This window comes from Sphingobium sp. Leaf26 (assembly GCF_001421665.1).
In the GTDB taxonomy this organism is placed as follows: domain Bacteria; phylum Pseudomonadota; class Alphaproteobacteria; order Sphingomonadales; family Sphingomonadaceae; genus Sphingobium.
This window is the reverse complement of the sequence record NZ_LMKV01000012.1, coordinates 423,334-437,096: the sequence shown is the minus strand read 5'-3', so window position 1 is coordinate 437,096 and position 13,763 is coordinate 423,334. Positions and strand designations below refer to the sequence as shown.

Sequence of the window (13,763 nt, the reverse complement as noted above, 5' to 3'; positions counted from 1 at the left end):
GTCGCCTCTTGCCGTCCGCCACCATCGTCAGGGTCTGGGGCGGATCGTCAGCGACTGCATCAGGGTGGCGAAAGCGCCGTCGCCGTCGTGCAGGATGCTGTGGGTGATGCCGAGGCCGGTCGTACCGCCGGATACGGACACGTCGAAGCCCAGCCAGTCGCCTACAGGTTGCCGGAAAAGATGGGCCGTCAGGTCGAGATTGGGGAAGGCAGCATCCTTTGGCGAGGCCAGCGGGGCAAGCCCGTTGGCAATGTCGGCCAGCCCCATCATCCGTGCGGTCGGCGACACGGACTCATCCTCCAGCAAAGCGAAGGGCGAGCGAACCCAGCAGCGGGCCCGCCCCTGCCCCTCGCCCAGCCGCCGCACCTGCACGCTGGCGATGAAGCCGCCGTCCCACAGGGCGGACGGATCGCCGGCAGGCATGGCTTCAGGCGGCGGAAGCGGGGGGAAGTTGTCCATCGCAAGAGCATTGCTGTCATAGGCCTGGGTCAGCCAGGCGCGCACGACGATGGCGGTGCGGCCGCCATGGCTGAGGCGTGCCTCGACCAGTTCGATGGTCCGGCCGGGGCGCAGCACGGTGACCGCGATCTCCACCGCGTCCATCGGAATGACGCCCCATATGTCGTAGGACAGGCGTGCGACCTGCAAACAGTCGGAGCGGCGTGCGGCATGATCCGCCTCTACCGCATGGAGCAGCAGACCGATCGCCGGCGCGACATGCTGTTCCGCGACATTCCAGGCGCCACCGACATGCGCCGTGGGCATGAAGCGGCCATCGTCCATCCGCAGGAAATAGGCCTGCGCGTCGCCCTCTTCAGACCCCAAGGCCCAGTTCCCGTTCCATGATCGCCCGCATCTCGAACTTCTGCGCCTTTCCCGTCACCGTCATTTCGAACCGGTCGACGATACGCACATAGCGGGGGATTTTGAAATGGGAGATCCTCCCCCGGCAATGGTCCAGCACATCCTGTTCCGACAGGATCGCGCCCGCCCTGGGGATGATCCAGGTGCAGACCGCTTCGCCGAACTTGTCGTCGGCGACTCCGAACACCTGCGCGTCGGCTATGGCCGGATGACGGAGCAGATAGTCCTCGATCTCACGCGGATAGATATTCTCCCCGCCGCGAATGATCATGTCCTTGATCCGGCCGGTGATGCGGACATAGCCGCGCGCGTCCATCGTCGCCAGATCGCCCGAGTGCATCCAGCCATCGGCGTCGATCGCGTCCGCCGTGCGGTCGGGATCGTCCCAGTAGCCCAGCATCACCGCATAGCCGCGCGAACAATATTCGCCCTGCTGGCCGATGGGCAGGATCGCGCCATCGGGACCGACGACCTTCGCCTCCGCATGGGGATGGACGCGGCCGACCGTCGTCACCCGCTCCTCCAGCGGATCGTCGGTCGCGGTCTGGGTGGTGAGCGGGCTGGTTTCGGTCATGCCATAGCCGATGGTGATCTGGCGCAGGTTCAGCCGCTCCATCACCTGCCGCATCACCGTTTCGGGACAGGGCGACCCCGCCATGATGCCGGTACGCAGCGTCGATATGTCGAAGGCGGCGAGGTCCGGCTGGTTCAATATGGTGATGAACATGGTCGGCACGCCGTGCAGCATGGTGCAGCCTTCCGCCTGCACCGTGTCCAGCACCAGCCGGGGATCATAGGCCTCGCCCGGATAGACCATCGCCGCGCCGCTGGTCAGCGCCGCCATATTGCCCAGCACCATGCCGAAACAATGGTAGAGCGGGACCGGGATGCAGAGCCGGTCGGCGGCGGTCAGGCGCATCGTGCGGGCCGAGAAATAGCCGTTGTTGAGCACGTTGCGGTGGGTCAGCGTCGCGCCCTTGGGCTGGCCGGTGGTGCCGCTGGTAAACTGGATATTGATCGCGTCATTGCGGTCGAGCGTCGCCTCGATCGCCGTAAGGCGGTCGGGATCGGCTTCCACCAGCAGATCGGTCCAGTTCAGCCAGCCGTCATGCCGTTCATCACCCAGCACGATCACATGGCGCAGCGCGGGCAGCCGGTCCGGCCCGATTTCCCGCAGCATGGCGACATAGTCGCTGCTCTTGAAGCGCGGCGCCGTGACCAGCAGGCTGCATCCGACCTTGTTCAGGGCATAGTCGACCTCGCTGGTGCGATAGGCCGGGTTGATGTTGACGAGGATGGCCCCGATCCGCGCCGTGGCGAACTGGATCACCGTCCATTCCGCGCAATTGGGCGCCCAGATGCCGACCCGGTCGCCCTTCCCCACGCCATGGCCCAGCAGGCCAGTGGCGACGGCGTCCACCTGCGCCAGCAACTGCGCCCAGGTCCAGCGGATGGCCTGGTGCCGCGACACCAGCGCCAGTCCGTCGCCATGGTCAGCCACGATCTGCAACAGCGCCTGACCGATGGTGGTTTCCAGCAGCGGGACGTCGGTGGCGCTCCTTGCGATCGACAATGCGCTCATCGTTTGATGTTGATGACTTGCAACTGGGTATATTCGGCAAGTCCCTCCTCGGCCTGCTCGACGCCCAGGCCGCTTTGCTTGAAGCCGGCCATGGGAATGTGCGGACCGATGGCGATATGCTGGTTGACCCAGACCTGCCCGCTTTCGATCCGCGCGGCGATAGCGGCAGCGCGCTCGACATCGGCGGACCAGACCGACCCGCCCAGCCCATAGTCGGACGCATTGGCGCGCGCGATCACATCCTCCACATCGTCGAATTTGATGAGCGGCAGGATCGGGCCGAACTGTTCCTCGTCCACTATTCGCATGCCGTCGGTCACGTCGCGCACGATGGTGGGCGCGATGAAATAGCCGGCGCGTTCCATGGCGTGTCCGCCCGCGACGATCGTGCCATCCGCCCGCGCCGCGTCGAGGAAGCCCTTCACCTTTTCATATTGGGCGGCGTTCTGGATCGGGCCGATCTGCGTCCCCTGCTCAAGTCCGTCGCCCACGATCGCGGCCTGCGCCAGCGCCGCCAGTTCGGCGCACATGGCGTCGTAAATGTCGGCATGGACATAGGCGCGCTTCACCGCCAGGCAGACCTGCCCGGCATTGAGGAAGGCATTGCCGAAGATCGCCCTGGCCGTTTCGCGCACATCGACATCGTCCAGCACGATCGCCGGATCATTGCCACCCAGTTCCAGCGTGACGCGCTTCAGCCCGTCGGCGCTGCCCGCAGCAATGCGCTTGCCGGTCGCGGTCGATCCGGTGAAGCCGATTTTGGCGACATCGGGATGGGCGGTCAGTTGCGGGCCAAGGTCGTTGGCGTCGGTGATGATGTTGACGACGCCCGCCGGGAAGATATCGCGGCAAAGGGCACCTAGCGCCAGTGCCGTGACCGGCGTGGTGGGGGCGGGTTTCAGCACGATGGCGTTGCCCGCCAGCACCGCCGGTCCGATCTTCCAGCACGCGACCAGCAGCGGAAAGTTCCAGGCGATGATGCCGACGACGACGCCCAGCGGCCGGTGCTTCACCGCGATATAGCCGGCGTCATCGTCCTGAATGATGCGGTCGGGCAACTCCAGCGTGGCGTAATGGCGCAGGAACCCCTCGGTCCAGGCGACTTCCCCCTGCGCTTCAGGCAGTGGCTTGCCCTGTTCCAGCGTCAGCAGCCGGGCAAGGTCATGGGCATTGGCGGCGATGGCGTCGGCCAATGCCAGCAGCCTGGCCTGTCGATCCGCATAGGGCACCGCCGCCCAGCCCGGTTGGCCCGCCCTGGCAGCGGCGATCGCCTGATCCCCCTGTGCGGGCGAGGCGCGCGCCACGGTGACGAAGGGCGCGCCGGTCGCGGGATTGACGACCTCCATTTCAAGGTCGCCATCGACCAGCTCGCCGCCGATCAGCAGCTTATAGTCAGCCATCATCCTCTCCTTAAAATTTCGCGCCGACGCTCACGCCATAGGTGCGCGGATTGCCGATATGATTATAGTCGAAGCCAAAGCCGGCGAGCAGATCGACCCGCGACGTGAAGTAGAATTGCTTGGTCAGATTCCTGGCCCAGAGCGAGGCGTTGAACCGCTCGTCCGCGCTTTCCCAGTCGATATGGCCGCTCAGCAGCGCATAGCCCTTCTGCTTCAGGCGGGGGATGTTGACCACCTCGAAATACTGGCTCGACTGATAGGCGACTTCGGGGTGGAAGGAGAGGCTGCCGAAACTGCCCTGCGCCACCGTCCAGTCGATGCCGCCATTGAGCGTCATGCTGGGCGCGTTGGACAGGCGATTGTCGGATACGTCGACGCCGCTGACGGTGCCCTGCCTTATCCTGGCCGACAATATTCCCATGCCCGCACGGACGGTCAGCGTGTCGGCGGCGCGGACGGTCAGTTCCGCTTCCCCGCCATAGATGCGCGATTTGGGGATGTTGAGCAGCGTCTGGGCGGCGCTGGCAGGATCGACGTTGATGAACTGCTGGTTCTTGTAATCATAATAGAAGCCCGCGACGTTCAGCGTGATGCGGCGGTCCCAGAACTGGGTCTTCGCGCCGACTTCATAGGATGTCACCTGCTCCGCCTTCGCCACCGACAGTTCGGACGGATCGAAGAAGGCCTGGGCATTGAAGCTGGGCGCGCGATAGCCGCGGCTGAGGCTGGCATAGAGGAGATTGCCGTCGGCCAATTTATAGTCGAGGCCGATCTTGCCGGAAAAATTATTCTTGTTGAAGCGCAGGTTCGATAGCGGGATCAGGGTGGCGACGACGCTGTCGTCCACGCCCAGCGCCTGCGAGATGAAGCCGGTCTGGCGGCCTGTGTCGTGGGTGTAGCGCAGGCCACCGCGCAGCGTCACCGCCCCGCCCAGCTTATATTTGAGGTCGGAATAGATGGCGACGCTCTTCTTCACCTGACTGAACTGGTTCTGGACCTTGCAGGCCAGCGGCAGGCCAGCGGCGCAATCCTGCGCGTCGATCGCGCCATCCTCATTCACATCCACGTCGGTCGCGATTTCGAAGGCGGTGCGGTTGAAGACCTTTTCCCGGTTGAAATAGGCGCCGAGGATGAAGTCGAACGGGCCGCCCGTGTCGCTGGTCAGGCGCAGATCCTGTGCGAACTGGTTCGCCTTGTCATAATAGGGGATTTCCAGCAGCTTCGTCGCCGTGCCGTCCGTATCTTCCCGGAAGAAGAGCGTCCCCTTGTCATAGGAGGTGATGCTGGTCAGCGCGATCGCGTCGGACAGGTCGATATTGGTGGTCAACGCCACCGACGTGGTGCGGGCGCGGCGGCGGGTGGCGACGTCCGATGCGATCTCCCGGCGCGACAGGCCGGCGCGATGGTCGGCTTCCGGCTGGGCGTAGATGCCGTAATTTTGCGGGTTCTGGAAACTGGTGGAGGCGCGCAGCACGAAGGTCAGGCCCTCGACCGGCTGCGCCTTCAGCGTACCGCGAAACGCATATTCGCGGGTGCTGGCAAGGTCCGGCATGCCCGGCTCGACATTTTTGAACCAGCCGTCCGCGCGGGCGAAGGTGCCCGCCACGCGCAGTGCCGCCTTCTCGCCCAGCGGGACATTGACCGCACCGCTCGCCTCATAACGATTATAATTGCCATAGCCCGCGTTCAGATAGCCGCTGGTCTCTCCCAGCTTGGCTTCGCGGCTGATGATGTTGACCGCGCCGCCGGTGGTGTTCTTGCCATACAGCGTCCCCTGTGGCCCGCGCAGCACCTCGACCCGCTCCAGATCATACATGGCGACGCCCAGAAAGGCGAAATTGCCCTTATAGACTTCGTCATAATAGGTCGCGACCGGGCTGGACTGGTTGAGGCTGTAATCGGACATCGACACGCCGCGCAGCGCGAAGATCGGCGTGTTGTCGCCCACGATCGAGGTGAGTTGGAGATTGGCGACCTTCGTCACCAGACTGTCGACGTTGCTGATGCGGGACTTGGCCAGCATGTCCCCGCCGATGGCGGAGACGGAAATGGGAACGGATTGCACATTTTCGGATCGCTTGGCGGCGGTGACGACGATTTCGTCCTGTGATGCCTGCTGTGCCGCTTCCTGCGCGGCGACCGGCTGGGCCAGCGCCAGCCCGGTCCAGATCGTGCCACTCAGCGCCAGCATTTTCGTGGAGATTTTCCCCATGTCTCTTCCCCTTCAATCCTGTTGTGCTTGTTTTGCCTCTTGTGAAGAAAAGCCCTCCACCAGCCGCGCTCTTGTGGCGACGCGGTCCAGACGGATGGGATTGCGCCGCAGGGCCGCGATTTCCGCCGCCGAATAGGGCTGAAAATCGCGTGGCAGATGCTCCGCGTCGAAACTGTGCAGCGTCCAGTTGACCAGGTCGGCGAGGCGTTCGTCGTCCAGATCGACAGTGGCGACGCCCGGTACCCGGCCGATAAAGGCCCGCCCGCCCGGCACGGTCAGGAAACGGGCGACGACGCCGCGCATAGGCGGGTTGGACCGATCGTCGCCGCTGCCGTCCGGCCGATGGCAGCCCTGGCATTTCAGGATATAGTCCTGATGCGCCTGACGTGGGTTCATCACGCCCGGCATCGCCCGCTCGCTGGCCCTGGCTGCCAGTGTCGCGGACAATGCGACAAGGGCTACCAAGGCGAGCGGGACCAGTTTCATTTGCCGCCCGCCCCTTCATGGAGTTTCGCGACATCGGCGGAACCCAGCGGCTTGGCCCCGGCGCGATAGCCGGCGATTTCCTGATCGGTGAAGGGCTTGAAGGCCGGCCCGGCCCTGGCGATCGTGCCACCGACATGGTTGAGCACGGCCGCCACACCCATATCGTCCAGCCCGCCCTGCGCCGGCATCATGCCGCGATAGGGCTTGCCTTCCACGCTGATCGGGCCGTTCAGCCCCTTGATGACGGCCAGCGCCAGATAGCGGCGGCCGCCCGGCCTGGCTGCCAGCGCACGGAAATCGGCGCCGAGCGGTGGATAGGCGCCCGGTACGCCGGCGCCGGTGCGGGTATGGCAGGCGGCGCAGCGATTATAGATGGTCGCGCCGTCGGGCGCGGCCTGCGCCACGCCAGCGCCGGTCAGCAAGATGAGAGCGAAGATCGCCTTCATTGCGGCTGGTCCAGCGCGGTGCCGACGATCGCGGCGACCGAGCAGTTGTAGATGCTGCTTTCCGTGCCCAGACACCAGTTATAGTCGTTGTTCGATTGGGGCCGGACCTGCGGCCGGTCGCCCTCATTGCGGTTGCACAGGCACTGGCCGCAGGAGGACACGCCGCAACAGTCATTATAGCTGATGATATAGGCGCGGCCATCCGCCGGATTGGTGCAAGTGCCGATCCAGGTGATGGGTGACATTTCCGTACCCGGCGGGCAGCTATTGACCGTGCCGCCGCAGCAGGAACAGAGAAAGCCGTCGATCGCGCAATAGCGCCAATAGTCGCAACTGGCCGGATTGCCGGGGTCTTGTGGTGTGCCGGACTTCATTTCCGGCCGGGCGGCATCGGGATGGGTGGCGGCGCGCGCCACCGGCAAGGCGGGCAGCATGGCCGTCCCAGTCATGCCCGCGCCCAGCCACGCCAGCAGCGACCGGCGGGAGGTGCCGCGCGCAACGCCGCGCGCCATCCGCTCCGTGAATGTATCGAAACCGGCCATGGCTCAGGCCTCCTTCCGGCGGGCGAGATAATCCTGGAGCGAGGCCACGCCGCGCTCCTTCGCCTCGAACAGGCTTTCCAGATGCTCGCGGCTGTTGATGAGGCCGAGCGAGGCGATCCTGCCGCTTTCGTCCAGCAGCACGGCATAGGGCAGCTTCGCGACACCGAAGGCGCGGCCCAGGGCTTCGGACAGGATGATCGGCAGGCCATCCAGCCCATGATCGGATGCCATGGCACGATAGGCGGGCTTTGTGCCGTCGCCCGCGATCACCACGTCGATCCAGTCCGCCTCCGCACGGGCGGCGGAGCGCAGCACCGGCAACAAGGACTTGCACATCGAACAATCGGGCGAGGCGAAGAAGAGCAACTGGCTGCGCCCGTCCCGCTTGCCGCCGACGCGCAATTTTGCGTCGTCGATGGTGAGCAGGTCCATGGGCGTCGCCACCTCACCGATCTTCACGCCCTGATGCAGGGTCAGCGCGCCGGCGGGAGCGATCCGCTCATGCAATATGCCGACCTGCCGGGCGAGCGCGGCGATGAGCAGAGCCTGGGCGATCACCGCCGCCCACAGCAATATCTGGGATGTCAGCATCAGTTGTTCCTCCAAACAGGCCGGGGGATGACAAGGATTTCGGCCGCGCCCAACCAGAGCGCCAGAAAGCCGGCGGCGGCGAAAGGCGCGTCGAGAGTGAAGGGCGTCGGCGGTAGCAGGGCCGTCAGCGCGGCAAGACCGGCGAGCAGGGCCGGGCGGGCGATCTGGCCTGCGCCAACCGGCCGTTCCCGCGCAACGAGATCGCAGCCGCAATCGAGCGACTGGCCGCGACGACGCAGCAGCAGCATGGCATAGAGCGCCCAGAGGAGCAGCGCGACCAGCGCGCCGACCAGTCGCAACGGGGCCAGCAGCAGGCAGAGGGCGGCAGTCCCTTCCGCAACACCCGCCGCGATCAGCAGCAACGGGCCGGTCGAGAGGGGCGTTCCGGCCAGCCGCTCCGCAGCGCCGCCCAGCCGCCGGCGATCGAGCGCCTTGTGCAGGGCCGAGCCGCCGAGCAGCAGGGCGAGGAACAGGGGGAGCGCGGCCATCAGGGCACCGTGATGACGATGGGGTTGGCGGCGACCGTCGCACCCAGCGTGCGCACGAAGGCACCGGTCGCGGCATCATGCACATCGACCACGCCATCCGCCCGCGCCACGATCAGTTGCGGCGCATCCTCGCGGGTGACGGCGATGGCCAGCCCCTGCCCCTTGAGCGCGATACGGGAGAGGCGGGCTTTCCTGACCGGATCGACGACCCAGACTTCGGTGCCGCCGTCTTTGTGGCTGCCTTCCTTGCCGTTGGCGCTCATCAGCACATAGAGCAGCCCTTTCGCGTCGGACGCGATGACCTGCCAGCCGCCGGGGCGCCATTGGGGCGTGCCGCCGTCCGCTTTTCCGACGCTGAAGGCAGCGGGGAGCGGTCTGGCGACCGGGCCGGATAGGTCGATGCCCTGCACCATGCCATGATAGCTGACGAACCAGGCGGTGCGGCCGACCATGGCGGGCGTGCCGAACAGCGGTTGCCGGTCGATATCCTGCACCCCGGCGACGCTGCCGGAGGATGCGGCCTGCCCCCTGTCATCCAGCGTCACGCTGAAGACCGACCCATCGGCGCACAGGCTGCTGAAGCCGCGCTGGCCGCTGGGATAGATTTGGGTGCAGCCGGGGAGGTCGATCTCGCTCAGCACCTTGCGCCCTTCCAGATCGACCACCGTGACCGACTGGGCCGGGGTGAAATTGGCGACCAGCGCCCATTTGCCGCCATTGGTGAACTGGAACACATTGGGATAGGTGACGGACAGTTGCCGCTTGCCGTCGGGCAGGATGATCTCCCCCTTGGGCTGGAGCGTTTTCATATCCCATATGGTTATCGCGTCGGTACGCGCGCCACGGGTCAGGCGGCTGTAGAATGTTTCTGCCGTGTAAATCTCGCCCCGGTCCGGTGCGATCAGTTCATTGGCGAACTGGGCCGCGCGCACCAGCCCCTTGAGCGGCCGGTCGACAGAATGCGTGTCGACCAGCGCCAGCTTCCCGTCGAGGATCGAGGCGAAGTTGAGATCATGGATCAACACCCAGCTTTTCGGCCATTTGTCGGGCAATTGCTGGACGCTCGGCAGCGTTTCTTCCGGCAGAGGGGCCGGAAATTTCTGCGTGTCGGCGAACGCCGGGATGGGCATTGCCGCGCCAAGCAGCAAGCTCGCAATAATGGAGCGCATGTCATTCTCCCTGTCGCGGCTCTCGTCCGCTTGCCCGGAAATATGACGAATAAGCAACAAAACTGTCAATTGACCTAAATTTGTCGCTCGACATAGTTTTTACGAACCCATATGATCCATTTCCTGGAACGGGAAAGGATGGAAAATCAGATGGATGAGGTGGAGGCCCAACCCGCGGTCCTGATCATGGCGGACCGCGATGGCGGTTATTCCAAAGGGCATGAGACGCGCGAGATGATCCTGCACACCGCGCTCCATATCCTGATCGAGGAAGGGTATCGGGCGATGAGCATGCGCCGAGTCGCGGTCGATTGCGGCATCAAGTTCGGCAATCTGACCTATCATTATCGCACGCGGGAGGATCTGGTCCGCGAACTGCTGGAAGCGGTGATCCGCAGCTATGAGGTGGAGTTCGACCAGATCATCCATCTGCCCGGAACGCCGGCCGAGCGATTGCAACATATCTGTCGCTTCATCCTGGAGGATATTCGCAGCAAGAAGACGACGCACCTGTTCCCGGAACTATGGGCACTGTCCAATCATGATGCCTTTGTGCTGGGCCGGGTGCAGGATCTGTATGACCGTGCGCGGGCGCCGCTGAGCGAGATCGTCGGCGAAATGCGCCCGGACCTGCCGGGCGGGGATCGCAAGGCGATCGCCCTGTTCATCTCCGCGTCGATCGAGGGCATGACGCCCTTTGCCGGCTTCGAGAAGCCGTTCGAGCCGCTGATGCCCAAGCTGGAGGAGATCGCCCTCTATTCTTTCGTCACGCTGGTCGAAACATATGGCAAGACCGGCTGACCGTCCGGCAGGAACATGCCCCTGCCGGACTGCATCGCCATCAAGCCGGCGGGCTGCCCTGCCCAGCCGCCGCCGAGCGCCTTGAACACATCCAACCGCAGCGATGAAAGGGGCTGGCGCGAGGACGCCTGCGCCGCCCGCGCATCCCGCAACGCTGTCCGGGCGACCAGTATATCGCGCAGGCCGACCGATCCCGCCCGATAACGGACATCGGCAAAGGCGATTCTGGTGAGGTTTTCCGTCTGATTGGCAAGGCTGTGGCGAGGCCGGGTCCGACGACGACAGGATAGTTGACATCAGAATCGAAAACTCAGCCAAGTCGCAAGAAAGGCCGAATTCCGATAGCCGGCTGCCTTCAACACCGCCTGCGCCTGAAGATATTCGGCCCGCATGGTCAGGGTGACTCGTGGCGAGATGGAATAGACGATCTGTGCGCGTGCGAGTTGCGCCACCGCTTTGCCCGCAACCCGCTCCGTGCCGACATAGGGCGTGTAGTTGGCGCGATAGACGGCATCGCGTTGATCGTCGCGCCAACTGAACTGATATTCCAGGCTGGCGCGCACGCCCTTCGCTGGCTGGAACGAGACATTCGGTGCGACCGCGATCAGGTTGGTGGCGGTCAGGAACAGGCCATAGCTGAAATAGATATTGTTGCCGAACGGCGCGTAGGCGTTCCGTAGCGTGCCCTTGTCATAGCCGCCTCCGCCGCTGCCATAATCGACATGGACGCCGACGCGCGGCGCACTTTTGTCCGCGCCGAGCCGGACCGTCTGCGCGGCAAAGGCCTGCCAGGCACGGATCGGGCGATCGTTGAACTGGCCATATTGGTGGACCAGCGTCCAGTCGAGCGCCACGGGACCGACATCGCCCCACAGCCGCGCCCCGGCATAATAGCGCACGGCGGGCGACACGACACCGCCCCACGTCCCCACGCGATTGCGCCGCCGCCAGAAGAAGGGGTCGAAATAGAGGTTCGATCCGCCCAGCCAGTGGGTCGGCAGCACGAAACCCGCCGACACGCCGCTGAACCGCCGGTTCTTGTCCGGCACATCGTCGCCCAGCCCGCCATTGCCCAGATCCGTCGTTTCGAAATCGAACAACGTCGCGCGCATGGTCGGCGTGCGCGCCCAGACCCGCGCGCCGTTCAGGACGAAGCGTATGGTGTTGTTGTCGCGCTGGGATATCAGCAGGTTGGGACCATCGGTAAATTCCTGCCGACCATAGCGGATGCCCAGATCGACGTCGCCGATCCCGCCTTTGGCTTCAGCAAAATATTGCTGGCGGACGAAATTATTACGCAGCGATCCCGATGGCGTGCCGACATTTTTACCCGACAATCGCCCATGGGCGATCTCGCCATAGAAGCGCAGATGATCGCCGATATGGAGGTCGGCGCCGCCGACCAGGCGCAGGATGTCCTGTCGCTGCTCCGGCCCTTCGATCAGTTGCGGATTGCTGGTCAGGTTCATCCGCAACCGCGCCTCGCCGCTCAGCGTCAGATAGATGTCGCCGTCATCGTCCAGCGGCAGATATTTCAGGCGGTCCAGGATATCGTCGCGCTTGGCCTTGTCGCGATAGGCTGTCCAATCCTCCGCCCAGCGGGAGAGATTATAGCCCTTTGTTGTCGCGCCATCGCCTTGCGCAGCGGCGGGATAGGTTTGCGGGGCTGCGGTCTGGGCGGCGGCAGGCATCGCGCAGGCGAGCGTGAACGCGCCGCATAGCAAGCGAGTCATGAACATGGCTTTGAAACCGATCGGGTAGCGGAGGGCCGCCTATGGTCGGCGCGCGCCTCCGGGGACGTATCTCAGGCGGCGTGGACGGCGGCCTGCGGCGACGCGGCAGCCACGACCGGCGCGGCGATGCGCCCGTCGAGCGCGGCGTTCAACTTCTCGCGGTCCAGTCCGCCTTCCCAGCGTGCAACGACGATGGTGGCCACGGCATTGCCGATGAAGTTGGTCAGGCTGCGGCATTCGCTCATGAAGCGGTCCACGCCCAGGATCAGCGCCATGCCTGCCAGCGGCACCGTCGGCACGATCGAGAGCGTCGCGGCCAGCGTGATGAAGCCCGCGCCGGTCACGCCTGCCGCGCCCTTGGACGACAACATCGCAACGCCCAGCAGCAGCAGTTCCTGTCCCAGCGTCAATTCCACACCCGTCGCCTGCGCGATGAACAGCGCGGCCAGCGTCATGTAGATGTTCGTGCCGTCCAGGTTGAAGCTGTAGCCGGTAGGGACGACCAGCCCGACGATCGATTTCTCGCAGCCCGCCCGCTCCATCTTCTCGATGAGGTTTGGCAGCGCAGCTTCCGACGAGGATGTGCCCAGCACCAGCAGCAGTTCGGCCTTCAGGTACCGCAGCAGCTTGAAGATCGAAAAGCCGGTGAGCCGCGCCACGGTGCCCAGCACCACGACCACGAACAGCAACGATGTGAGGTAGAAGGTCGCGACCAGCGCGCCCAGATTGGCGAGGCTGCCGACGCCATATTTGCCGATGGTGAAGGCGATCGCCCCGAACGCGCCGATGGGGGCCGCGCGCATCAGGATCGACACCAGTTTGAAAACGATGAGGCTCAACCGCTCCAGGAAGCGGATGACGGGCGCGGCGGGTTCGCCGACCATGCTGATGGCGATGCCGAACAGGATCGCAACCAGCAGGATTTGCAGGATGTTGCCGTCGGTAAAGGCGCTGACCAATGTGGCAGGAATGACACCCAGCAGGAAGCCGGTCAGCGTCGATTCATGCGCCTTGGCGGCATAATCGGCGACCGCGCCGCCATCCAGCGTGGCCGGATCGATGTTCATGCCCGCACCCGGTTGCACGACATTGGCGACGATCAGGCCGACGACCAGCGCCAGGGTGGAGAAGGTCAGGAAATAGGCGAACGCCTTGCCCGCCACGCGGCCGACCGACCCCAATTCCTTCATGCCCGCAATGCCGGTGACGATGGTCAGGAAGATGACCGGGGCGATGATCATCTTGACCAGCTTGATGAAGCCGTCGCCCAGCGGCTTCATAGCTTCGCCATAGACGGGCCAGAAATGGCCGAGCAGCGCGCCGAGCATGATCGCGACCAGCACCTGCACATAGAGTTGGGAGGCAAATCCCTTGCGCCGGGGCGGTGGCACGGAGGCCGGGAAGGTCTGGTTGATCATAGCGCTTGCTCCATCTCCATAGCCGCCGCTG

The 13,763-nt window shown here is 64.8% G+C and carries 13 protein-coding genes; 1 reads left to right on the top strand and 12 read right to left on the bottom strand.

Going from position 1 to position 13,763, the window contains the following annotated elements; translation table 11 throughout:
* Positions 1-27: 27 nt before the first annotated feature.
* Genes ASE85_RS11065 through ASE85_RS11020 form a run of 10 tightly spaced genes read right to left on the bottom strand, consistent with a single transcriptional unit; the run spans position 28 to position 9,780 of the window.
* Positions 28-825 (bottom strand): thioesterase family protein, encoded by a 798-nt coding sequence (locus ASE85_RS11065; protein ID WP_235523493.1) that lies wholly within the window; start codon positions 823-825, stop codon positions 28-30.
* Entirely contained in the window at positions 815-2,446 is a 1,632-nt protein-coding gene (locus ASE85_RS11060) for an AMP-binding protein (protein WP_056687726.1), read from the bottom strand. The genes ASE85_RS11065 and ASE85_RS11060 overlap by 11 nt, the downstream gene beginning before the upstream one ends.
* Complete coding sequence (locus ASE85_RS11055) at positions 2,443-3,846, bottom strand: aldehyde dehydrogenase family protein (RefSeq protein ID WP_056688699.1); 1,404 nt, start codon at positions 3,844-3,846, stop codon at positions 2,443-2,445. Before ASE85_RS11055 ends, ASE85_RS11060 begins: the two co-directional genes overlap by 4 nt.
* Positions 3,847-3,856: 10 nt before the next feature.
* The gene (locus ASE85_RS11050) at positions 3,857-6,058 is read right to left on the bottom strand and encodes a TonB-dependent receptor (protein ID WP_056687723.1); all 2,202 of its coding nucleotides are present in this window, start codon (positions 6,056-6,058) and stop codon (positions 3,857-3,859) included.
* A 12-nt stretch (positions 6,059-6,070) separates the two neighbouring features.
* A complete protein-coding gene (locus tag ASE85_RS11045; RefSeq protein WP_156358284.1) occupies positions 6,071-6,544 on the bottom strand; it encodes a c-type cytochrome in 474 nt (157 codons plus the stop codon).
* The gene (locus tag ASE85_RS11040; RefSeq protein WP_056687720.1) at positions 6,541-6,990 is read right to left on the bottom strand and encodes a c-type cytochrome; all 450 of its coding nucleotides are present in this window, start codon (positions 6,988-6,990) and stop codon (positions 6,541-6,543) included. Before ASE85_RS11040 ends, ASE85_RS11045 begins: the two co-directional genes overlap by 4 nt.
* A complete protein-coding gene (locus tag ASE85_RS11035; protein ID WP_056687717.1) occupies positions 6,987-7,532 on the bottom strand; it encodes a methylamine dehydrogenase light chain in 546 nt (181 codons plus the stop codon). The genes ASE85_RS11040 and ASE85_RS11035 overlap by 4 nt, the downstream gene beginning before the upstream one ends.
* A gap of 3 nt (positions 7,533-7,535) precedes the next feature.
* Complete coding sequence (locus tag ASE85_RS11030; protein ID WP_200928338.1) at positions 7,536-8,123, bottom strand: methylamine dehydrogenase; 588 nt, start codon at positions 8,121-8,123, stop codon at positions 7,536-7,538.
* Positions 8,123-8,611, bottom strand: coding sequence for a MauE/DoxX family redox-associated membrane protein (locus tag ASE85_RS11025; protein WP_056687712.1), 489 nt, complete (start codon positions 8,609-8,611; stop codon positions 8,123-8,125). The genes ASE85_RS11030 and ASE85_RS11025 overlap by 1 nt, the downstream gene beginning before the upstream one ends.
* Positions 8,611-9,780, bottom strand: a complete 1,170-nt coding sequence (locus tag ASE85_RS11020; protein WP_056687709.1) for an amine dehydrogenase large subunit — start codon at positions 9,778-9,780, stop codon at positions 8,611-8,613. The genes ASE85_RS11025 and ASE85_RS11020 overlap by 1 nt, the downstream gene beginning before the upstream one ends.
* A gap of 138 nt (positions 9,781-9,918) precedes the next feature.
* Here ASE85_RS11020 and ASE85_RS11015 point away from each other — a divergent pair, with 138 nt between their 5' ends.
* Positions 9,919-10,581, top strand: a complete 663-nt coding sequence (locus ASE85_RS11015; RefSeq protein WP_235523492.1) for a TetR/AcrR family transcriptional regulator — start codon at positions 9,919-9,921, stop codon at positions 10,579-10,581.
* A 296-nt stretch (positions 10,582-10,877) separates the two neighbouring features.
* Here ASE85_RS11015 and ASE85_RS11005 read toward each other — a convergent pair whose 3' ends face one another.
* Both ASE85_RS11005 and ASE85_RS11000 read right to left on the bottom strand, forming a co-directional pair.
* Complete coding sequence (locus ASE85_RS11005) at positions 10,878-12,320, bottom strand: alginate export family protein (protein ID WP_056687703.1); 1,443 nt, start codon at positions 12,318-12,320, stop codon at positions 10,878-10,880.
* 65 nt (positions 12,321-12,385) lie between these two features.
* Entirely contained in the window at positions 12,386-13,732 is a 1,347-nt protein-coding gene (locus ASE85_RS11000) for a dicarboxylate/amino acid:cation symporter (protein ID WP_056687700.1), read from the bottom strand.
* Between the last annotated feature and the right edge of the window lie 31 nt (positions 13,733-13,763).